General features: G+C 73.4%; 18 protein-coding genes. 17 read left to right on the top strand and 1 reads right to left on the bottom strand.

Going from position 1 to position 21458, the window contains the following annotated elements; genetic code table 11:
- The first annotated feature begins 144 nt into the window (after positions 1-144).
- The 11 genes from QP090_RS10105 to QP090_RS10055 are packed head-to-tail and all read left to right on the top strand — an operon-like array spanning position 145 to position 9602.
- Positions 145-657, top strand: a complete 513-nt coding sequence (locus QP090_RS10105; RefSeq protein WP_285938627.1) for a MaoC family dehydratase — start codon at positions 145-147, stop codon at positions 655-657.
- Positions 654-1637 carry an LLM class flavin-dependent oxidoreductase gene (locus QP090_RS10100; RefSeq protein WP_285938324.1) on the top strand — a complete coding sequence of 328 codons (984 nt, stop codon included), beginning with the start codon at positions 654-656 and terminating at the stop codon, positions 1635-1637. Before QP090_RS10105 ends, QP090_RS10100 begins: the two co-directional genes overlap by 4 nt.
- Positions 1634-2842, top strand: coding sequence for a CaiB/BaiF CoA transferase family protein (locus QP090_RS10095; protein ID WP_285938323.1), 1209 nt, complete (start codon positions 1634-1636; stop codon positions 2840-2842). The genes QP090_RS10100 and QP090_RS10095 overlap by 4 nt, the downstream gene beginning before the upstream one ends.
- Entirely contained in the window at positions 2839-4170 is a 1332-nt protein-coding gene (locus QP090_RS10090; protein ID WP_285938321.1) for an MmgE/PrpD family protein, read from the top strand. Before QP090_RS10095 ends, QP090_RS10090 begins: the two co-directional genes overlap by 4 nt.
- Positions 4167-5201, top strand: coding sequence for a RidA family protein (locus QP090_RS10085; protein ID WP_285938320.1), 1035 nt, complete (start codon positions 4167-4169; stop codon positions 5199-5201). Before QP090_RS10090 ends, QP090_RS10085 begins: the two co-directional genes overlap by 4 nt.
- Positions 5198-5689, top strand: a complete 492-nt coding sequence (locus QP090_RS10080) for an FAS1-like dehydratase domain-containing protein (RefSeq protein ID WP_285938319.1) — start codon at positions 5198-5200, stop codon at positions 5687-5689. Before QP090_RS10085 ends, QP090_RS10080 begins: the two co-directional genes overlap by 4 nt.
- Positions 5686-6132, top strand: a complete 447-nt coding sequence (locus tag QP090_RS10075; RefSeq protein ID WP_285938318.1) for a MaoC/PaaZ C-terminal domain-containing protein — start codon at positions 5686-5688, stop codon at positions 6130-6132. Before QP090_RS10080 ends, QP090_RS10075 begins: the two co-directional genes overlap by 4 nt.
- Complete coding sequence (locus QP090_RS10070) at positions 6129-7271, top strand: acetyl-CoA acetyltransferase (protein ID WP_285938316.1); 1143 nt, start codon at positions 6129-6131, stop codon at positions 7269-7271. The genes QP090_RS10075 and QP090_RS10070 overlap by 4 nt, the downstream gene beginning before the upstream one ends.
- Positions 7268-7630, top strand: coding sequence for a Zn-ribbon domain-containing OB-fold protein (locus tag QP090_RS10065; RefSeq protein ID WP_285938315.1), 363 nt, complete (start codon positions 7268-7270; stop codon positions 7628-7630). The genes QP090_RS10070 and QP090_RS10065 overlap by 4 nt, the downstream gene beginning before the upstream one ends.
- Positions 7630-8784 carry an acyl-CoA dehydrogenase family protein gene (locus QP090_RS10060; protein ID WP_285938314.1) on the top strand — a complete coding sequence of 385 codons (1155 nt, stop codon included), beginning with the start codon at positions 7630-7632 and terminating at the stop codon, positions 8782-8784. The genes QP090_RS10065 and QP090_RS10060 overlap by 1 nt, the downstream gene beginning before the upstream one ends.
- The gene (locus QP090_RS10055) at positions 8781-9602 is read left to right on the top strand and encodes an HpcH/HpaI aldolase/citrate lyase family protein (protein ID WP_285938313.1); all 822 of its coding nucleotides are present in this window, start codon (positions 8781-8783) and stop codon (positions 9600-9602) included. Before QP090_RS10060 ends, QP090_RS10055 begins: the two co-directional genes overlap by 4 nt.
- On the opposite strand, the gene QP090_RS10050 is transcribed toward QP090_RS10055, so the two are convergent.
- Positions 9603-10241 (bottom strand): hypothetical protein, encoded by a 639-nt coding sequence (locus tag QP090_RS10050; RefSeq protein WP_285938311.1) that lies wholly within the window; start codon positions 10239-10241, stop codon positions 9603-9605.
- Between the two features lie 148 nt (positions 10242-10389).
- Between QP090_RS10050 and QP090_RS10045 the strand changes: the two genes are divergently transcribed.
- The 6 genes from QP090_RS10045 to QP090_RS10020 all read left to right on the top strand — a co-directional run bounded on the left by QP090_RS10045 (position 10390) and on the right by QP090_RS10020 (position 21457).
- Positions 10390-10773 carry an MmcQ/YjbR family DNA-binding protein gene (locus tag QP090_RS10045; RefSeq protein ID WP_285938310.1) on the top strand — a complete coding sequence of 128 codons (384 nt, stop codon included), beginning with the start codon at positions 10390-10392 and terminating at the stop codon, positions 10771-10773.
- A gap of 120 nt (positions 10774-10893) precedes the next feature.
- Positions 10894-12210, top strand: coding sequence for a serine/threonine-protein kinase (locus QP090_RS10040; protein ID WP_285938309.1), 1317 nt, complete (start codon positions 10894-10896; stop codon positions 12208-12210).
- Positions 12211-12340: 130 nt separating this feature from the next.
- On the top strand, positions 12341-14074 hold the full coding sequence (locus tag QP090_RS10035; protein ID WP_285938308.1) for a GTPase domain-containing protein: 1734 nt from the start codon (positions 12341-12343) through the stop codon (positions 14072-14074).
- A complete protein-coding gene (locus QP090_RS10030; protein WP_285938307.1) occupies positions 14023-16107 on the top strand; it encodes a dynamin family protein in 2085 nt (694 codons plus the stop codon). The genes QP090_RS10035 and QP090_RS10030 overlap by 52 nt, the downstream gene beginning before the upstream one ends.
- Positions 16108-16709: 602 nt before the next feature.
- Positions 16710-19538 carry a class IV lanthionine synthetase LanL gene (gene lanL, locus QP090_RS10025; RefSeq protein WP_285938306.1) on the top strand — a complete coding sequence of 943 codons (2829 nt, stop codon included), beginning with the start codon at positions 16710-16712 and terminating at the stop codon, positions 19536-19538.
- A complete protein-coding gene (locus tag QP090_RS10020; RefSeq protein ID WP_285938305.1) occupies positions 19535-21457 on the top strand; it encodes an alpha/beta hydrolase family protein in 1923 nt (640 codons plus the stop codon). The genes lanL and QP090_RS10020 overlap by 4 nt, the downstream gene beginning before the upstream one ends.
- Position 21458 lies beyond the last annotated feature (1 nt).

Below are 21458 nucleotides of genomic sequence, written 5' to 3'. Positions count from 1 at the left end.
CCCTGTCTAGGTGGAACAGCGTTACGCTAAGCGGAACTGAGATCCGGGCGCAAGAGCGGTCACCTCTTGACGAGTTAAAAGTCTGACCTTTAAGTTCGGGGTAGCTCCCGAGCAGGGGCTGCACCGAGGAGGTACAGGTTGACCGTGCATGAGGCCCAGATCGGCCGGTATTACGAGGAGTTCGCCGTCGGCGACGTGTTCCAGCACCCGTTCGGCCGGACGATCGGCGAGACCGACAACACCTGGTTCACCCTGCTGACCCTGAACACCAACCAGAACCACTTCAACGCCGACTTCGCCGGCCGCTCGCCGACCGGCAAGGTCATCGTGAACTCGGGACTGACGGTGGCGCTGGTGCTCGGCCTGTCGGTGATCGACATCAGCCAGACCGCGCTGCTCAACCTCGGCTGGACCGACATCAAGCTCACCCACCCGGTGTTCGTCGGCGACACGCTCTACGCCGAGTCGCTGATCACCGACATGCGCGAGTCCGGCTCGCGGCCCTACGCCGGGATCATCACCGCGCGGACCCGCGGGCTCAACCAGGACGGCGACGAGGTCGTCTCGTGGGTCCGCACCGTCATGGTCTACAAGCGCGACGCGCCCAACGACAAGAACTACTTCCCGACGGCCAAGACCGGGCCGCTGACGGCATGAGGATCACCTACGGCCCGTGGGGCGAGACGCTGGACGAGCTGGTCGCCGCCGGACGGGCCGCCGAGGACGCCGGGGCCGAGGCGCTCTGGCTGCCCGAGCTGCACCGCAGCGCCACGATCTCGGCGGCGGCGGTCGCGGCGGGCACCTCCCGGGCCCAGGTCGGCACGGCCATCGCGCTCGCCTTCACCCGCAGCCCGATGACCACCGCGCTGGAGGCGCTCGACCTCGCCGAACTGTCCGGCGGACGGTTCGTGCTCGGCCTCGGCACCGGCGTGAAGCGGCTCAACCAGGACTGGCACGGCGTGCACTGGGAGCGTCCGGTCGCGCGGCTGCGCGAGACCGTGCGGATCATCCGGCACTTCGCCGCCAACGCCGGGTCCGGCGAGCCGATGGTGGTGGAGGGCGAGCTGGAGAGCCTGCGCGTCCGCGGCTACCAGCGGCCGTTCCCGGCGGTGCCGTTCCCGATCTACCTGGCCGGGATGGGCCCGGTGATGACCGAGCTCGCCGGGGAGATCGCGGACGGCTGGATCTCGCACGAGCTGTGCTCGCCCGCGTGGCTGCGCGAGCGCGCGCTCCCGCTGCTGCGCCCCGGCGTCGACGCGGTCGTGTCGGCGGCCTGCTCGATCGACGACGATCCGGCCGCCGCGCGCGGCCGGGCGGCGGGGCTGGCCGGGTTCTACGCCTCGGTCCGCACCTACGCCGACTTCTTCGCCTTCCACGACCTGTCCGCCGAGCAGGACACGGTGATCGAGGCGTTCCGGGCCGGCACCGGCGCCGACCACCTGGCCGCCGCCGTCCCCGACCGGATGGTCGACGCGCTCACCCTCACCGGCACCGCCGCGCAGGTCGCCGAGCGCGTCGCCGGGTACGCCGGGCACGCGACCACGATCAAGCTCACGCCCCCCACCCACGGGCTCGCGCCCGGGGAGATCCGGATCGCGCAGCGGCGGATCATCGACCTGATCAAGGAGCTCACATGAGGCCGCTGGAGGACGTGCGCATCGTCTCGCTCGAGCAGTACGGCGCCGGGCCGTTCGGCTCGCTGCACCTGGCCGACCTCGGCGCCGAGATCATCAAGATCGAGGACCCGCGGACCGGCGGCGACGTCGGGCGCTACGTCCCCCCGTACGCGCAGGACGAGGACTCGCTGTTCCACGAGGCCTTCAACCGCAACAAGCGGTCGGTGTCGCTGGACCTGACCACCCCCGCGGGCCGGGCGGTGTTCGAGGAGCTGGTCGGCGTGTCCGACGCGGTCTACTCCAACCTGCGCGGCGACGTCCCGGCCAAGCTCGGCATCACCTACGACGACCTCAAGCACCTCAACCCGCGGATCGTGTGCTGCTCGCTGACCGGCTTCGGGATGACCGGGCCGCGCTCCAAGGAGCCCGGCTACGACTACATCCTCCAGGGCCTGGCCGGCTGGATGGACCTGACCGGCGAGCCCGACGGCCCGCCCGCCAAATCCGGCCTCTCGCTGGTCGACTACTCCGGCGGGTACGTCGCGGTGCTCGCGCTGCTGTCCGGGCTGCACGCCGCCCGCCGCGACGGCGTCGGGATGGACTGCGACGTCTCGCTGTACGACACGGCGATCTCGATGCTGACCTACCCGGGCGTCTGGCACCTCAACGCCGGGTTCACCCCGGCCCGGACGCGGCACTCCGCGCACCCGTCGCTGGTGCCGTTCCAGAACTTCCGCGCCAGGGACGGCTGGCTGGTCGTCGGTTGCGCCAAGGAGAAGTTCTGGCAGCGCCTCACGGTCGTGCTGGACCGGTCCGACCTGGCGGACGACCCGCGCTTCGCGACGTTCGCCGACCGGCAGCGCAACGCCGCCGCGCTGCTCGGCGAGCTGGAGCCGCTGTTCGCGACCCGCACGGTCGCCGAATGGCTGGAGCCGCTGTACGCCGCGTCCATCCCGTGCGGGCCGATCAACGACGTGGCCGCCGCGCTCACCGAGGCCCACACCCTGGCCCGCGACCTGGTCGTGGAGACCGAGCACCCGCGCTACGGCACGCTGCGGAACCTGGCCTCGCCGGTCCGCGTCGGCGCCGAGCCGCCCGCCTACCGCCGCGCGCCGCAGCGCGGCGAGGACCTCGCGCACGTCACCGCCGAGGTGCTGGGCCTCACCGAGGAGCGGGTCGCCGAGCTCACCGCCGCGGGCGCCTTCGGCCCGGAGGCGCGGGCATGAGCCCCGCCGCCCGCGACCTGGCCGCCTGGGCCCTCGGCCTCCGCCTGGGCGACGTGCCCGGGGACGTGCGCCGCGCCGCCACCCGGCACGTGCTCGACGCGCTCGGCTGCGCGGTCGCCGCCGCGCGGAGCGGCGCGGCGGACCCGGCGGTGCGGACGGCGCGGGCGCTCGGCGGCACCCCCGAGGCGACCATCCTCGGCCAGGCGCCCGGCACCGGACGCGTCTCCCGCGCCGAGGCCGCGTTTGCCAACGGGGTCCTCACGCACGCGCTCGACTTCGACGACACGCACGCGGGCGGCCTCGTCCACGCGTCCGCGCCCGTGCTGCCGGTCGCGCTGGCCGAGGCCGAGGCGCTCGGCCTCGGCGGCGCCGACCTGCTGCTCGGCGTCGTGGCCGGCCTGGAGACGCTCTGCCGGCTCGGCGCCGCCGCGCCGCACGGCTTCCACGCGCGCGGCCTGCACGCCACCTCGGTGTGCGGCGTCGTCGCCGCCGCGCTGACCTCGGCGCGGATGCGCGGGCTGACGCTCGACCAGACCACCGACGCGCTCGGCATCGCGGGCAGCCAGGCGGGCGGGCTGCTGGAGTTCCTCAACACCGGCGCGTCCACCAAGCAGCTCCACCCCGGCTTCGCCGCGCGCGGCGGCGTGCTCGCCGCGACCCTCGCGGGGTTCGGCGCGACCGGCCCGGACACCGTGATCGAGGGCCGGTACGGCCTGTACGGCGCGCTGCTGGACCGCCGGATCGAGCCGGCCGCGGTGCTCGCCGGGCTCGGCGAGCGGTGGGAGCTGACCCGGATCACCGTCAAGCCCTACCCGGCCTGCCAGCTCATGCACGCCCAGCTCGACGCCGCCCGCGGGCTGCACGGCGCCGCCGTCGCGAGCGTCACCGCCGAGGTGCACCCCGACGCCGCGTCCATCGTCTGCGCCGAGGGCAAGGAACGCCCCCGGACCGCCTACGACGCCAAGTTCAGCCTGCCGTGGAGCGTCGCCGCCATGATCATCGACGGCGAGGTGACCGCGGCGACCTACGCCGTGATCGACCGGCCCGAGGTGCTCGACCTCGCGTCCCGGATCCGCACCCGGGTCGTCGACTTCGGCGGCGCCGCCGCCGACCAGCCCGGCCGCCTGCGCGCCGTCACCCGCGACGGCGAGGAGCTCGTCGCCGAGGTGCCGCGCAGCGGCGGCGGCCCGGACGACCCCGACATCGAGGGGACCGTCCGCGGCAAGGCGCTCGCCAACCTCGGCTCCGCCGAGCGTGTGGACCTGATCCTCGGCCTGCCCGACCTGACGTCGGTCCGGCCGCTGCTGACCGCATTGGAGGAAGCGTGACTGTTCGCCTGCCCGCTTACGCGGGGACCATCGGCGGCGCGTACGAGAAGGCCGTCGCGGGGCTGACGGCCGCCGGCGCGACCGCGGGCGACATCGTGCACGTCGTCGAGTATGCGACCGCCGCCGCGCTCGGCGCCTACGGCGACGTCGAGGCGGCCCGCAGCGCCGCGATCGGCGGGCACCGGGCGCCGGTCGCGACCGTCGCGGTGGAGGCGCTGCCCGGCGGCGAGGACCTCGCGGTCGAGCTGACCGCCTACCCCGGCGGCGGCGAGCTGATCGAGGCGGCGCCGGACGAGGGTATGCACCGCGGCGCCCTCCGCGTCGCCGGCGGCATCGTCTACCTGCCGAGCATCCACCCGCGCGGCGGTGACTTCCGCTCCCAGTACCGCCAGTGCCTGGAGCAGGCCGGCGAGCTGCTCAAGGCCGCCGGGCTCGGGCTCGGCGCGCTCGTCCAGACCACCGACTACACCGCGAGCGCGACCCGCGCCGAGTACCCGCGCTGCGGGCGCCCGCGCAAGGAGCTGCTCGGCAGCGAGGACGGCGTCTTCCCCGGCGCGGCGGGCATCATCGTCGACCAGCCGGTGATGCCGGGCGCGATGGTCTCGCTCGACGCGATCGCCTCGACCGCGCCGCTCCGCACCGTCAACCCGGGCTGGAAGCGGTACGACACCCTCACCTACAAGCCGGGCGTCGCGGCGGGCGACACCCTGTTCATGTCGGGCTTCGGCGCGCTCGAACCGGCCACCCAGAAAGGCATCTTCGACGGCGACCTGCTCGCCCAGGCCGAGTACACCTACGCCGCCATCGCCGCGACGCTCCGCGAGGCGGGCCTCGGCGACCGTCCGCCCTACGGCTGCGTGACCCGGCTGGTGGAGTACATCACCCCCGCCGCCGTGGAGCGGTACGCCGAGGTGGCCGAGATCCGGCGCAGGTACTTCGGCGACACCCCGGCGATCTCCGCGGTGGTCTGCACGGCGCTGCTCCGCCCGGACTTCATGATCGAGGTCGTCCCGACGGCGGTGTTCCCGTGAGCCTGCTGACCGACGAGATGCGCGCGCTGGTCGGCCGCGAGGTCGTCTACACCGCGCCCGAGGAGCTCGGCCGCGCCTCGATCCGCTACTTCGCCGAGGCGGTCGGCGACGCCAACCCGCTCTACACCGACGAGGCGTACGCGCGCGAGCACGGCCACGACGGGGTGATCGCGCCGCCCACGCTGATCTTCGAGACCAACCAGTACACCGGGCTGCCCCGGGACGGCGACGGGTTCGCCGGGCACATGTGGCACCTGGACGTGCCCGGCACCCGGCTGGTGCGCGGCGGCAACGCCTACGCGTTCCACCGGCCGGTCCGGCCCGGCGACGTGATCACCGCGACCTGGCGGATCACCGACATCACCGAGCGGGTGAACGCCAAGGGCCTGGCGATGCTGATCGTCACCTCCACCGCCGCCTACGCCGACCAGCGCGGCGAGCCGCTCGCCACCAACGAGGAGACCCTGATCTACGTGGAGATCGCATGACGGCCGCCGCGGTGCGGGCGGGGGACGCGCTGCCCGAGCTGGTCCGCCGCATCGAGCTCGCCGACATGGTCGCCTACGCGGGCGCGACCTGGGACTGGCACCGGCTGCACTACGACCCCGCCTACCTGGAGCCGCGCAAGCTGCCCGCCCCGGTCGTGGACGGCCAGGTCTTCGGCGCGCTGCTCGCCGAGCAGGTGCAGGACTGGCTGGGCCCGTCCGCGCGGCTGCGCCGGCTGAGCTTCCGGTTCACGAACCTGGTGTTCGCGGGCGAGACCGTGCGCTGCTCCGGCACCGTCACGGCGGTGGACGGCGGCCTGATCACCGTCGACCAGCGGGTCGAGGTCGTCGAGGACGGCCGCGTCGCCGTCGCCCCGGCCACCACCGAGGTCGAGCTGGGCACGGTCGCGTCCGGCACGGTCGCGTCCGGTGAGGCCGCGCCGTGACCGTCGCCATCGTCGGCGCCGCCGAATCCGACCTCGGCGTGACCGGCGCGTCCATCCTCGGGCTCCAAGCCCAGGCGATCACCCGCGCGCTGGACGACGCCGGGATCGCGCTCGGCGCGGTCGACGGCATCGCCACCACCGGCGTGTCCCGGTTCTCGGCCACCCAGATGGCCGACTACCTGGGCATCCAGCCGTCCTGGACCGACTCGACCTTCGCCGGCGGATCGGCGTTCGAGATGTTCGTCGCCCGCGCCGCGCAGGCGATCGACGCCGGCCAGTGCTCCACCGTGCTGATCACCTTCGGGTCCGACCAGCGGTCCGCGCGGTCCCGCTCGCTCGGCGGCGCCGGCGAGGCGCACACCCCCGAGGCGATCTTCGAGGCGCCGTACGGGCCGCTGTTCCCGATCTCCTACTACGCGATGGCCGCGCAGCGGTACCTGCACGCCTACGGCGCCGGGCGCGAGCAGCTCGCCGAGATCGCCGTGGCCGCGCGGGAGTGGGCGCTGCTCAACCCCAAGGCGTTCCGGTACGGCGCCGGGCCGCTGACCGCCGCCGACGTGCTCGCCGCGCCGATGATCTCCTCGCCGCTGACCGCCGCCGACTGCTGCCTGGTCACCGACGGCGGCGGCGCCGTGGTGCTGACCTCGCTGGAACGCGCTCGCGACCTGCGCAGGCAGCCGGTCGTCGTGCTCGGCTACGGCGAGTCGACCACCAACACCAGCATGACCGGCGCGGACGACCTGCTGCGGCCCGGCTCGTTCGACTCGGGACGGCGCGCGTTCGCGATGGCCGGGCTGGAACCGTCCGACGTGGACGTCGCCGAGGTCTACGACTCGTTCACCATCACCGTCCTGCTGACCCTGGAGGGCCTCGGCTTCTGCGCGCCCGGCGAGGCCGCCGGGTTCGTCGCCGGCGGCCGGATCCGGCCCGGCGGCGACTTCCCGCTCAACACCAACGGCGGCGGCCTGTCGTACTGCCACCCCGGCCAGTACGGGCTGCTGCTGCTCGTCGAGGCGGTCCGGCAGCTCCGCGGCGAGTCCGGCGACCGGCAGGTGCCGGACGCCGAGATCGCGCTCGCCCACGGCACCGGCGGCATCCTGTCCAGCCACGCCACCGTCCTGCTGGGAGCGGACCGATGATCGAAGACGAGTGGTGGGCGGCCACCGCGGACCGCCGGCTCACCGTCCAGCGGTGCCGGGCCTGCGGCCACGCGCAGCACTACCCGCGCGAGCTGTGCACCGGCTGCGGCGGCACCGACCTGGAGTTCACCGAGGCGTCCGGGCACGGCACCGTCGACTCCTTCACCGTCGTGCACCGCGCCCCCTCGCCCGCCTTCCAGGCGCCCTACGTCCTGGCCCGGGTCCGGCTCGCCGAGGGCCCGATCCTGCTCACCCACCTCACCGGACCCGGGCCGTGGGCCTGCGACGAGCCGGTGCGGGTCGGCTGGCGGCCACTGCCGGACGGCCGGCACCTCCCCGTTTTCGAAAAGGACGCCTGATGGACTTCGAGCTGAACGACGAGCAGCGGCTCTTCCGCGACACCCTGCGCGACTTCGTCGACCGCGAGATCCGGCCCGTCGCCCAGGAGTGGGAGGCCACCGACCGGTACCCGACCGAGATCGTCGAGACGATGAAGGACCTCGGCCTGTTCGGGCTCACCGTGCCCGAGGAGTACGGCGGCCTCGGTGTCGACATGGTGTCGTTCGCCCTGGTCTTCGAGGAGATCTCCAAGGGCTGGATGGGCATCGCGGGCATCCTCGGCAGCCACTCGCTGGCCTGCTGGACGATCGCCAGGCACGGCACCGAGGAGCAGAAGCGCCGCTTCCTGCCCGACCTCGCCGCCGGGCGCCGCCGCACCGGCATCGGCCTGACCGAGCCGGGCGCCGGCACCGACCTCCAGGGCATCACCACCACCGCGCGCCGCGACGGCGACCACTACGTCATCGACGGCCGCAAGACCTGGATCACCAACGCCCGGCACGCCGGCATGCTGCCGGTGCTGGTCAAGACCGACCCGGCCGCCTCGCCCGCGCACCGCGGCATGTCCGTGCTGCTCGTCGAGGACGGCTTCGAGGTGCTGCGCGACCTGCCGAAGCTCGGCTACAAGGGCACCGAGTCCTGCGAGATCGTCTTCGACGGCGTCCGGGTGCCCGCGGCGAACCTGCTCGGCGGCACCGAGGGCCGCGGCCTCCAGCAGGTGCTGTCGGGCCTGGAGACCGGCCGGATCAACATCGCCGCCCGCTCCCTCGGCATCGCCCAGGCCGCCTACGACGAGGCGCTGAAGTACGCCGCGCAGCGCGAGGCGTTCGGCCACCCGATCCACGACTTCCAGGCGATCCAGCTCAAGCTCGCCGAGATGGCCATCAAGGTCCAGGCGTCCCGGCTGCTGGTCTACTGGGCCGCGTCGCAGGCCGATGCCGGCAACCGGATCGACATGCAGGCCGGCATGGCCAAGACCTTCGCCAGCGAGGCCGCGATCGAGTGCGCGCTCACCTCGATGCAGGTGCACGGCGGCTACGGCTACTCCAAGGAGTTCGTCGTCGAGCGGCTCTACCGGGACGCGCCGCTGATGAGCATCGGCGAGGGCACCAACGACATCATGCGCACCGTCATCGCCAAGGCGCTGACCTCCGGCAAGGAGACGATCGGTTGAGAACCGCCCTCTACGTCCCCGGCGACCGCCCGGACCTGCTCGCCAAGGCGCTCGGCGGCACCGCCGACGAGCTGATCGTCGATCTGGAGGACGCGGTGCCGGTCGCCGCGAAGGAGCGGACCCGCCGCGACGTCGCGGCCTGGCTGCGCACCCTGCCCGCGCGGCGCCCGTTCGTCTCCGTCCGGATCAACCCCGGCGAGCCCGGCCACGCCGACGTCCGCGAGATCGCCGGACCCGGGCTGGACGGCCTCTGCGTCGCCAAGACCGAGAGCGCCGCCGAGCTGGACGCCCTCGACGCCGTCCTCACCGCCGCCGGCGCGGACGGCCTGCCGGTCGTCCCGCTGCTGGAGTCGGCCGCCGCCGTCCTGGCCGCCCCCGCGATCGCCCGCGCGCCCCGCGTCGTCCGGCTCCAGCTCGGTGAGGCCGACCTGACCGCCGACCTCGGCGTCACCCCCGGCCCGGACGAGTCGGAGCTGCTCTGGGCCCGCTCGCAGGTCGTCGCGGCCGGCGCCGCGGCCGGCCTGGAACCGCCCATCGGCCCGGTCTCCACCGAGTTCCGCGATCTGGAGGCGTTCCGGGCCACCACGCTCCGGCTCAAGCGGCTCGGCTTCCACGGCCGCGCCTGCATCCACCCGGCGCAGCTCGCGGTGGTCGCCGAGGTCTTCACCCCCACCCCCGCCGAGCTCGACCGGGCCCGCGCGCTGCTGGCCAGGTACGAGACCGGACTCGCTGCGGGGTCCGGCGTCTTCGTCGGCGACGACGGCCGGATGGTGGACGAGGCCGTCATCCGCGCCGCCCGCCGCCTCCTGGCCCACTGATCACGTCGACGTGCCGCGGTCCCGGGTCGCCTGCTGCGCCGCGGCGGCGATGCGCCGGCCAAGGTCGGTGACGAGTTCCGGATCGGGGCCGACCCAGCTACTGAAACGGCCGCCGATCGCCTTGGTGAGGAGGGCGGCGCGCCGGTCCTTCGGGACGCCCTGGTGGGTGAGGAACCACGCGAGCACCTGTTCGCAGTGCACGTACCAGGCGTCCGCGGCCCCAGTCCGCTCGACGACGTCCGTCACCAGGGTCGTGACCGCGCGCTCCCACGCCGCCGAACGCTCCCGGGGCGAACCGGCCGGAAGCGCCAGCGCGTCGAATCGGGCGGCCAGGGTCTCCAGCCAGGTCCGCCAATCGACCAGCGCGGCCTCGACCATCTCGGCGTGGGTCATTCCCGGGGGCCGGTGGGAAGTGCAGCACCAGACCGTCACCGGCCCGCCGCTGAAGCCCCGGGTCCAGTCCCAGGCGCAGGCCCAAGGCCCGAACCGGCGGACCAGGGCAAGCGTTTCGTCGTCCGCTCTGCCCGCCGGCACCCCGTCGATGGTGGCGGCGACGCGCTCCACCGCGAACGGGTGACGGGCCGGATCGACATCGGCCCAGGTGAGTTCCCAGGGGTTGGGGGTGGAATCACTGATCATCCGCACAGTATTCGCGTCGCGGCGCCGATGAGCCAACCGACGAGGACCGGCCCGCCCGGGGCCAGCCCTCCGGGTGGTGGTGCCTCCGGCGGCGCCGCCCTGCGGCCTGTCCGACCTGCCGCTTAGGCTGGACATGGAGGTGACGCCCATGACCGATCAGGACGCGACGCTCCGGCTGCGGGAGATCTGCCTGTCCCTGCCGGAGGCGACCGAGAAGCCCTTCGGCGGCCACACCGCCCCGTCCTACCGCGTCCGCGACAAGCTCTTCGTCATGAGCGTCGAGGACGGCCGTTCGATCACCTTCAAGGCGGGCCCCGGTGTCCAGGAGGCCCTGGTCGGGTCGTCCCCCGAGCGCTTCTTCGTCCCCGCCTACGTCGGCCCCAAGGGCTGGGTCGGCGCCCGCCTCGACGCCGACCACGACTGGGACGAGCTGGCCGAGCTCATCGAGGACAGCTACCGCCTGATCGCCCCCAAGCGCCTCACCAGGCTCCTCGACGACCCGCCGGCCGGACCGGCCGCCCCGCATCCCTAGCGGCGGCGCGCTGAACCCCCTGTTCCTGTTCAAATCGTGACCCCGAGGTCCGGCCCCTTCCGTGGCCCTTGTCTGGAATGATCCGGTCGGGACGGTGCTGGTCGACGATGGGGTGCGGTGATGGATCCTCTTCAGCCTGGTGATCCGGAGAGCGTACGGGGGTACCGGCTGCTCGGGCGGCTGGGCGTCGGGGGCATGGGGCAGGTGTTCCTCGGCCGGTCCGCGGGCGGACGGCCGGTCGCGGTCAAGCTGGTGCGCCCCGAGTACGGAGCCGACCCGGCGTTCCGGCGGAGGTTCGCCGCCGAGGTGGAGGCGGCGCGGCGGGTCGGCGGGTTCTTCACCGCCCAGGTCGTCGACGCCGATCCGCACGCGCAGCGGCCCTGGCTGGTCACCGCGTACGTACCGGGCCCGTCGCTGGGGGAGGCGATCACCGAACACGGCCCGCTGCCGCCGGTGGCGGTACGGGTCCTCGGCGCGGGTCTGGCCGAGGGGCTCGCGGCCATCCACGACTCCGACCTGGTGCACCGCGATCTGAAGCCGGGCAACGTGATCCTCGCCGCCGACGGGCCGCGGGTGATCGATTTCGGGATCGCCCGCGCGCTGGAGGGCCTTTCCGGGACGTCGACCGGGGCCGTCATCGGCACCCCGTCCTACATGTCGCCCGAGCAGGCGCGCGGCGTCCGGGGCATCGGCCCGGCCAGCGACGTGTTCTCGCTGGGATCGGTGCTGGCCTTCGCGGCGACCGGCGCCGCCCCGTTCGGCGCCGACCACCCGACCGCGGTGCTGTACCGGATCGTCCACGAGGACCCCGACCTCTCCGGGGTGCCGGGTGAGATGCGCGACCTGGTGGCGGCCTGCCTGGCCAAGGATCCCGCGGGACGTCCGGCGGTGGCCGAGGTGCTGCGCGAATGCGCCGAAGACGACCCGCCCGGCGATTGGCTGCCGCAGCCGGTGTCCGCCATGGTCACCGCCGCCGAGGCGCCGCCCCCGCAGCGCAGGGGGCTCGCCCGGCTGTTCGGGGCGCGCCGCCGCCCCGCACCGGACCGGACGGCCGCCGACGTCCCCGACACGACCCGGGGCCGGATCGAGAAGGGCTGGAACGGCCTTGAATGGGGCGCGACGGTCGCCCAGTTCACCGCCCGGTTCCCCAAGGCCGCCAAGCGCAACGGCGAGTGGTGGCTGACCGGTCTCGGACCGGAGTCGTTCTGCGGCCTGGTGATGGACGCCCAGTACGGCTTCAACGACCGCGACGAGCTGTACATGGTGACGTTCATCCCCGAGGTCGGAGACCGGGAGATGCTGCCGGTCGCCGCCCTGAACGAGCTGGGCGCGACCGACGACACGACCACCACCTGGACGGTCGGCGACGTCGAGGTGTCCGTCAAGGTCGCGGGCATCGTGGCCACGCTGATCCACCGGCGCTTCGCCCCCCGCTGACGCGGACGGCTCCGGTCGAACCGGGGGCCGGCGCGCGACGTCCTAGAGCGAGCATCACTCTCGCCGCAGAGCAGCAATCCTGTGGCATTGCGGACATTGCAGGAAAGCTGTGACGGCCTTGAGGGGGAGCATGATCGACGAAGACGACCCGCGAGCCGACGACCCGCGGGAGGACGGGTGGGACCGGCGCTGCGCCCAGGTCATCGCGCTCGCCATGGACCACGGGTTCGGCCGGCTGGTGGCCGGTCTCGGGGCGGTGCGCGCCGACCGCGGCCCGGACGGCGTCCGCGCCTGCGTGGTGGGCGGGTTCGGCACCGGCAGGACACATCTGATCAACCAGCTCGCCGGCTCGTACGCGCTGGACGAGGCGCCGGCCGCGGTGCCGCGCGCGGTCCGGGCTGCCCGCACGGGACGGGAGCCGGACGGGTCCGCCTCGCTCGACAACTCCTGGCTGCGCGAGGCCGGGCTCGAACTCGTCGACACCCCCGGCCTGTGGGGCGACGACGGGCGCGAGGCGGCCGAGGCGGTGTCGGCCGCGCTCGGCGCCGACGCGGTGGTCCTGACGGTGCGCGCCGTCGGTGGAGCCGACCTGCAAGAGCGCGGCCTGCTCGCCCGGCTGGCCGCGCAGCCCGGCGGCACCGTGCTGCTGGTGGTGACGATGCTGGACGAGGTGACCGGCGACCGCGACGCGGTCATGGAGCGCTACCGCCGCATCGCGGAGGCTGCAGGCGGGACCGTCGAGGTGTTCGCCGGGCCGGGCGGTGACCTCGTCCGGCCGCGATGGCCCGGCAACCTGGACGCCCTGCGGGCCCGCCTCACCGATCTCGGGGCGGCGTCCGGGCGGCGGAGAACGCGTGACCGGCGGATCTCGGCGGCGCTGTCCACCGTCTGCGACGAGCTGGAGGCGCTGGCCGACGAGGCGCTGGCTCCCGGCGGGACGGGGGAGGCGCGCCGCACCGGCGATCTCGAACACCGGGCCTCCCTCGCCCGCTGGTCGGTCGTCCGGCTGGAGGTGTCGGCGGAACGCGACCGCCTCCGCGCGCAGGTCGTCGCGCGGGTCTCCGCCCTGCAAACGGAGATCCTCGACGAGGTCGAGCAGCGGGTCGCCGAGCACACCGATCCGAAGGCGCTCTGGCTGGATGAGCTGGCGGGTGAGCTGCACTCCCGGATGACCGGCCGGATCGACGAGGACGAGTCGATCATCGGCGCGGCGTTCCGCCGGGACGTCCTGCGGGTCGCGGCCGAGCTGGACGCCATCGCGGGCCCGCGCCCGCACTTGGAGGTCACCGGCCCGGCCGCGGCCGGCGACCCCGCGCTCGCCGACGGTTCCGGCGCGTTCGCCGAGGCGGCGGGGCGGATGCGGGTGTTCTCCGCCGCGACGATCGACACCCTCGGCGGCCTCGCCGGCGAGGCGGGGGCGCTGCTGACCGAGCTGCTGTTCGGCGCGGTCGTCCCGGCCGATGCGCTGCCGCTACCGCGGTTGCTGGGGGACGTGGTCCAGCCGAGGGTGGGGGGACGGCTGATCGAGCGGCAGCGTTCGGCGGTCCGGGACGCGGCCCGGCTGGTGCTGGCCGGCTACGTCGCCGAGTCCGTCCGGCGCGGCGACGACCGGATCGGGGACCTGTACGAACGGCTGATGGAGGCGGGGGAAGAGCGCCTCGACGCCTGGTGGGCCGCCCGGCTGGCGGTCTGGGACCGGCCCGAGCGGGAGGCCGCCGACTGGCGCCGGCTGCGCGCCGAGGCCCGGCACCTGCGCGCGGAGATCACGAAGGCCGCCGACCGGACGGCCCACGACGACGAGGACGGGGAGCCATGGAACCCACCGGCAGGTTCGAGGACTGGACGCGCTGGCGAGCCCGGCTGATCGAGCTCTTCTACCGGACCCGCGAGATCGCCCGCGACCTGGAACGCGCATACGGCGACGACGGCGACGGCCTCGGGGTCGGGGTCGGGGGCGCGGGCGCGGGCGAGGGCGAGGGCGAGGGCGCGGGCGCGGGCGATGAGGCCGGCGCCGGCCGGGGCGAACGCGGCGACCGGTACGACCGGCTCGGGCACGCCTCGGAGTCGCTGGCCCGGGAGACCTTCCGGATCATGGTCTTCGGCGACTTCAGCAGCGGCAAGAGCACCTTGATCAACGCGATGCTCGGCGAGGAGCTGCTCCCCACCAAGGAGAACCCGACCACCGCGTTCACCACGATGCTGCGGTGGGGCGACACCCCTGGCGCCGAGCTGTTCCGGGAGCAGAACGGGCACCCCGAGACGGTCAGCGTCGACGAGTTCACCCGGCAGGTCGAGCTGGACCTGTACGACGGGCAGAACGACGCCCGCTCGCCCTACCTGTACGGCGTCGTCTACTGGCCGTTCCCGCTGCTGGCCAGCTCCGTCGAGCTGATCGACTCGGCCGGCACCAACGAGAGCATCGCGCGCGAGGCGATCACGCTGGACTTCCTGCCCAAGGTGGACGCGATCGTCTTCGTCACCACCGCCAAGGGCGCGTTCAAGAAGCACGACCAGGAGCAGTACCTGAACCTGCTGCGGACGCTCGGCCACTCCGACATCTTCTTCGTGGTCAACCAGTTCGACCTGATCCGCAAGGACAGCGACCGCGAGGGCGTCCGGAAGCGGTGCGCCGGGATCGTGGCCGACTACACCGACCGGCCCGAGCGGATCTTCTTCACCAGCGCCCTGGACGCGCTGGACGCGATCACCGACCCGGCCGCCGGGTCCACGCCCGCCGGGGACGAGGTGACCAGGCTCTATGACGCGCTGGCGCAGTTCTGCGTGGCGGAGCGGTCCCGCATCAAGATCCTCAGGCCCGCCGAGGTGCTGCGCCGGGAGGTGCTGGAACTGCGGCAGCGCGGCGCCCGCCGCCGCGGCCTGCTGCTGCGTTCGGCCGAGGACCTGCAACTGGACCTGGACCGGAAGAAGGAGACCAAGCAGAGCCTCGAACTGACCGTGGCCCGCATCGAGACCGCCCTGTCGGCGTGGGTGGAGGAGACCGAGCGCTTCGTCGCGACCGAGGTGGAGAACCATATCCTCAAGGTGCTGCCCGACGTCGAGGCTGACTGGCTCGCCGACCTGCCGAAGAAGCCCTCGCCGGCCTCGGTGCCGCGTAACCGCGGCGAACGCTGGCGGGCCGAGGTCCAGCGCGTCGACGACTTCCTCGACCAGCGGTTGCAGCGCGAGCTGTACCTCTTCGGCATCGACCCGAAGGGGCTGGCCGGCTCCCTGGCCACGCGGCAGGAGATGCTGGAGAACAGCCTGCCCCCGCTGCTCCGCGACTATGAGGGGCAGCTCGCCGGCCTGCGCACCGCCCTGCTCGGGGCGGACGAGGCGGCGGACGCCCGCCCGGAGCCCGGCCATCTCGACGGGCTCATCACCGGATGGAGCGCGCTCACCCCCCAGCCCGTCGTGCCCGGACTCTCGGCCACGAGCATGGCGGGCAGCGGCTCGATCGTCCTCGCCACGAGCGGCGTCGCGGCCGGGCTGGTCTGGGCCGGGCTGGCGACGGCGATGGTCGCCGGCCCGGTCGCGCTGGCCCTGGCCGCGGTCGGGGTCCCGATCGTCACCGGGCGGCTCCGCCGCCGCCAGGTGCGGACGAACGCCGCCCGCGAGTACCGCGAGGAGCTGCGCCGCGCGGCCAACGAGATCGCCCTCCGGTACGCCGAGCGCTACGCCGACTCCCTGCGCGCGCAGATCGAGACTCTGGGCGGCGAGCTGAACCGCTCCATCCACGAGACCATCGACGACGCCGAGAAGGTGATCGAGAGGCTCCGGGCCGGCCGTGCCGAGGCCGAACGCCATGGACGTGCGCTGGCCGAATGGGAGGAGTCCCTCGGTGAGATCGAGAACTCGGTGGGCGTCCTGGTCAAGGAAGTGCTCGACGGGCTGCGCTGACCGGCCCCCGGCACCGGTCCCCGGCACTGGTCTCCCGGGTAAGAAACTGCTACCCGGCGGCCAGTGAACCCAGTCCTTTGCAGAACCGGATCAACACCAGATGGACGACGACACACCATGAGAATCCGGAGTAGCGGCACTGACCACGCGTCTCGTGCGAGTTCCGGCACCGCACCCGTTTTCCTTGAATAACACCGTTTAATTCCGGCGCATCGGCTCCGCCGGCGGACCGGTGGTCCATTCGGAGATCGAATATCGATGGCGCACCGCAGGGTCGTCGGGGTGCGGTGACCTGCCCGCGGATGGCCATCGTCGATCCAATTGGTGGATGGTCCGGGTTCATCTGCTGTCAAATACGGGCAAAGCTCGCCTTTTATGGCATACACGGTCTTTTTGATTGTGCTCCCTATTTTTCCCACGGGTTTGATGGGAAACATGGGTCTGGCGCCCGCCCCGGATTCGTGCTTATTGTGTCGTCGGTCAGAGAACTAATCGTGATCTCGGCGGCGTGATCGCGATCCGCGAGAGCGGAAAGCCGCCACAAGATCGTCGAATGTGACATCGGTGGGGCCGCCAGAAGAATCGGCGGCGGGGGAGCTCTAATGGCGGACTTTAATTTCAGTGTCTTCGGGTCGGCACCGGCCGGTGATATCGATGACACCAGCCTGGTCGACGTGCTGGAGCGCGCGCTCGAATCGCCGCACGGAAACGCCGAATGGGAATCGGGCCGGAGTGGCCTGTGGTGTTATGTCAGCCCGGCCGGCTCCGTCCGGCACCCGCAGGGATGGAAGCTGCACGTCTCCGCGACCGCGGCTTCGGCGGAAGAGGTCCTCGCCCGGTCGCTGAAGGTGCTGCTGGCGTCCGGATCGGGATTCAAGTTCGCCTGCACCCTCGACTACGTCAAGCTGCTGAACGCGCGCAACACCTCCCGCGGCCACTCGGGGAAGTTCATCACGATCTACCCGGAGAGCGACGCCGAGGCGGTCCGCCTCGCGGCTGAACTCCACGATGCGACGGCCGGCCTGCCCGGCCCCCGCATCCTTTCGGATCGGCCTTACGCGCCCGAGAGTCTCGTCCACTACCGCTATGGCGCGTTCGTCGAAGAGCGCAGGATGACCAACGACGGATTCTACGCGTGGATGATCCTCGACCCGGACGGAAATCCCGTAGAAGACCGGAGGAACGGCACGTACGCGGCACCTTCCTGGGCGGTCTGCCCGTTTCCCGACAACGGAATGGGCCGTGCGGCGAAGCCGTCCGGCGGGTCCGGCGGGGTGATGCTGGGCGACCGGTTCCGGGTCAAGGAGGCGATCCGCTATCTGAACAAGGGGGGCGTGTACCGCGCGCTGGACGTCACGTCCGGCGACCTGGTGGTGATCAAGGAGGCGCGCCCCCACGTGGCCGGAGACGAGGCGGGAAAGGACACCCGAGATCGCCTCCGCGGGGAGGCACGGGCGCTGGAGGCGCTCAGGCACCTCGGCGTGGCGCCCCGCCCGATCCTGCTGTTCCCGCAGGGCGGCCACCTTTTTCTCGCCGAAGAGATGATTCCCGGGAAATCCCTGCACCAATGGGTGCCCGATCTGATCGGCGAGACCGGCTGGGGCGGGCATCTTCCACGCGCGTTCGAAATGGCCGCGCGGCTGGTCGACCTCGTGAGCACCGCGCATCGGGCCGGGCTCGTCCTCCGGGACTTCAGCCCCGGGAACGTCATCGTGCGCCCCGACGGCCGGCCCATCCTGATCGACCTCGAATTCGCGGTGAGCGTCGATGAGCCCGAGGACGGGCCGCCCGCTCGCGTGGGCACCCCCGGATACGGCGCCCCCGAACAATTGGCTGGATCACCGACTTCGATATCCGCGGACTATTACAGCCTCGGCGCGTCGCTCTGCTATCTGTTCACCGGCTCTCCACCCTATTTCGTGGACGACCTGCCGGCCGCCCGGCCGATGTCGGAGCGGCTCACCGAATGGCTGGCGGCCCGCTCGGTCGGCCTCGACCTGCCGCCCGGCCTCAGCCGGATGTTCCTCGGGCTGATGGCCGAGGAGCCGGAGCGGCGCTGGACCCCGTCCCAGGCACGCGAGCAGTTGCTGACCCCGCCGGTCCACGTGCCCGGACGCTCCGTCCCCCGCGCGCGCCGGGACGGCGTCCCCTCGGACGAGACGCGCGACCAGGTCCGGCGGGCCGTCGAGGGCATCACCGGCCACCTGATCGCGTCGATGACCCCGGACTCCGCCGAGCGCCTCTGGCCCGTCTCCTGCGCGCACGGGGCGCCCGACCCGTGCAGCCTCCAGCACGGCGCCGCCGGACCGCTGGGCGCGCTCGTCCGATGCTTCGAGCTCACCGGCGACCCGCGCGTCCCCGACGTCATCGGCACCGCCGGACGGTGGATCGCGCGGCAGCTCGACCAGGGCATGACCCGGCCGTCCGGGCTGTACTTCGGCACGGCGGGCACCGCGTGGTCGATGCTGGACGCGGGCCGGGCCATCGGCGACGACGCGCTGGCTGCCAAGGCCCTCGCGGTGGGGGACGCGCTCCCGGTGTCGGTGCCCAACCCCGACGTGACCCACGGGACGGCCGGCATCGGCCTCACCGCCCTGCACCTGTGGACGCGCACCGGCGACACGGCCTACGCCGACCGCGCCGCCGCCTCCGCCGACGCGCTCATCGCGTCCGCCGACGAGCGGTCCGGCGCCATCGGCTGGGCCACGCCCGCCGAGTACGAGTCCAAGCTGGCGGGCAAGCGCTACCACGGCTTCGCGCACGGCATCGCGGGCGTCGGCTACTTCCTGCTCGCCTGCGGCGAGGCGGCCGGCCGCGCCGACTGCCTGGAGCTGGCCGTCCGCGTCGGCGACACGCTGCTCGACCAGGCGTTCATCACCGAGCGCGAGGCCAAGTGGGGGGCCGGGACCGGTGACCAGCCGACGGCGCCGTACTGGTGCCACGGCGCGGCCGGCATCGCGGGCTTCCTGGTCAGGCTGCACCAGGCCACCGGCGACGAACGGTTCGCACGCGTCGCCGACCTGTCTGCCCAGGCCGTCGTCGAGAACGCCTGGCGCGGGGTGCTCGGCCAGTGCCACGGACTCTCGGGCAACGGCGACCTCCTGCTCGACATGGCCGCGGCGGGCGACCGCGACCGGCACGAGGCCGCCGCGTGGCGGCTGGCCCGCGTCATCATCGCCAACCGCGCGTACCGGGACGGGCACCTGGTGTTCCCCGGCGAGCAGGGCGCACCGGCGGTGTCGTGGGGGGACGGCGTCGCCGGCGTCCTCGGCTTCCTGCTGCGCCTCCAGCACCGGTCCCCCCGGATGTGGATGGCCGACGGGACCCCGCGCTTCCAGAACGCCGACACCCGCCCGTCCCCCCAGGCGGCCGACGCCCCGCCGCCCGTCCGGACGGCCTTTGGCCCGGCCTCTCAGGCGCGCGCGTCATGACCGCGTGCGTGCCGGATCTCCCGCCCATCCCGAGCCGGTTCGGTTTCGCCTTCTCGGGCGACGGCCGCTGGGCCACCTGCCTGCGCGGCAGCCAGGACGAGATCACGTTGGAGCGCTGGGACTTAGCCCGCTCCGCGCCGAGTCGCCGGACGGTCGCCGCCGGCCCGATCGACCGCCGCACCTGCGCGATCCCCCTCGATGACGGCCGCGTCGTGGTCATGCGGCCACCGGACGGCCCGTCGGGCCGCGGCGAGATCCTCCTGGCGGAGCCGCCGGAGTCGCCGGACGCGTCGACCACCACCCGGGCCACCTGCGCCACGCCCCCTATGCTCACCGGATACCTGCTGGCCGCCCCGTCCCCCGATCAGACGACGCTGCTCATCACGCTCGACGACACGCGCCATTCGCGGATCTGGCGGCTCTCGGGAAGGCGTCCGCACCTCGAACCGGTCCTGCGCGTCCCGGGGACGCTGTCGGGCGGCGTCTGGCTGGACGGCGGGCGGCTGCTCGCGCTCGACCACACCGCGCTCGACCACACCGCGGGCGGGCACCGCGCGAACGGAATCGTCGTCGACCTGCGGGAACGGAGCTGGCGCCGAGCCTGGTCGGTCTCCGCCACGAGCGACGACCGGATCGCGGCCTACAGCCCCCGCACGGACCACCTCGCGGTGACCAGCGGATCGCCCGGCGCCGAACGCATCGGCCTGCGGTTATCCGGCGCGGGTCCGGTGCGGTTCCCCACCGTCCTCAACCGGTCACCGCACCCGAGGACCCCCCTCACCTTCGACGCGGGCGGTCACCGCCTGCTGATCCACGAGGTGCACGGGGCCGCGTCCCGCCTGCTGGTCTACCTCCCGGCCGAGGACCGCGTCGAGCCGATCCCCGGCCCGGCCGGCACACTCTGGCCACCCGCGTCCTGGACGGGCGAGCCGATCCACATCCGGTTCTCCGCCCCGCACCAGCCCCCCACCCTGGCCACCGTCCCAGGCGCGGCCATCCCGGCCGCGACCACCGCCGCCGCCGGCGCCGCCGCGTCCACCTCCATCGCGTCCACCGGCGGTGTGGCCGGTCACCGCTGGTCGACGAGCCCGCATCCGGTGGACGACCGGGCGGCCTGGAAAGGCGCCGACCTCGTCGAGCTGCCCGGACCGGCGGGCACCATCGAGGCGATCGTCTATGGCGGCCCTGACTGGCGCCGCTCCCGCCACCTGGTGATGGCGCTGCACGGCGGCCCCCTCTCCTCATGGCGGTTCGAGTTCGACCCGCTGCTGCAACACCTGGCCGCGGCCGGCATCGCCGTGCTGGCGCCGAACTACCGGGGCAGCACCGGCTACGGCATGGAGCACCTGCGCCCCGTCATCGGCGACTGGGCCGGCCCGGACCTCGACGACGTCGTCCACCTCGCCCGCGCGATCACCGCCACCAGGGACGGCGGGCAGCCCCGCCCCATCCTGCTCGGCGCCAGCTACGGCGCGTACCTGGCGCTGCTGGCTGCCGGCGCCGATCCCGGCCTCTGGTCGAGATGCGTCGCGCTCGCGCCCTTCACCTCGGCGCCGAGCCTGCACCAGAGCGCGGACGCGGCGGTCAGGGACCGCGTGGCCCGGCTGAGCGGGCTCGGCCACGACGACCGGACGGGCCCGCGCCGCGACGTCCTGGACGGGTGCGGACGGATCACCGCGCCGCTGCTGCTGGTGCACGGAACCCGCGACCAGATCATCCCGGTCGGGCAATCACGGGCGCTGCGACGGCGCCTCCTCGAACTCGGCAGGACCGAAGGCCCCGACTTCGCCTACGTGGAAGTCGACGACGACCACGTGGCCGTGGTCCAGGCGTGGCCGGACGTCCTCCGCGAAACGGTGGTCCGCTTCTGCCTCGGCAGGGAGCGGCACCGATTTCATACCGGCCAGGAGGGGAGGTGAA

The organism is Actinomadura xylanilytica (assembly GCF_030283145.1).
GTDB classification, from domain to species: domain Bacteria; phylum Actinomycetota; class Actinomycetes; order Streptosporangiales; family Streptosporangiaceae; genus Spirillospora; species Spirillospora xylanilytica.
This window is presented reverse-complemented; position numbering and strand designations above follow the sequence as displayed.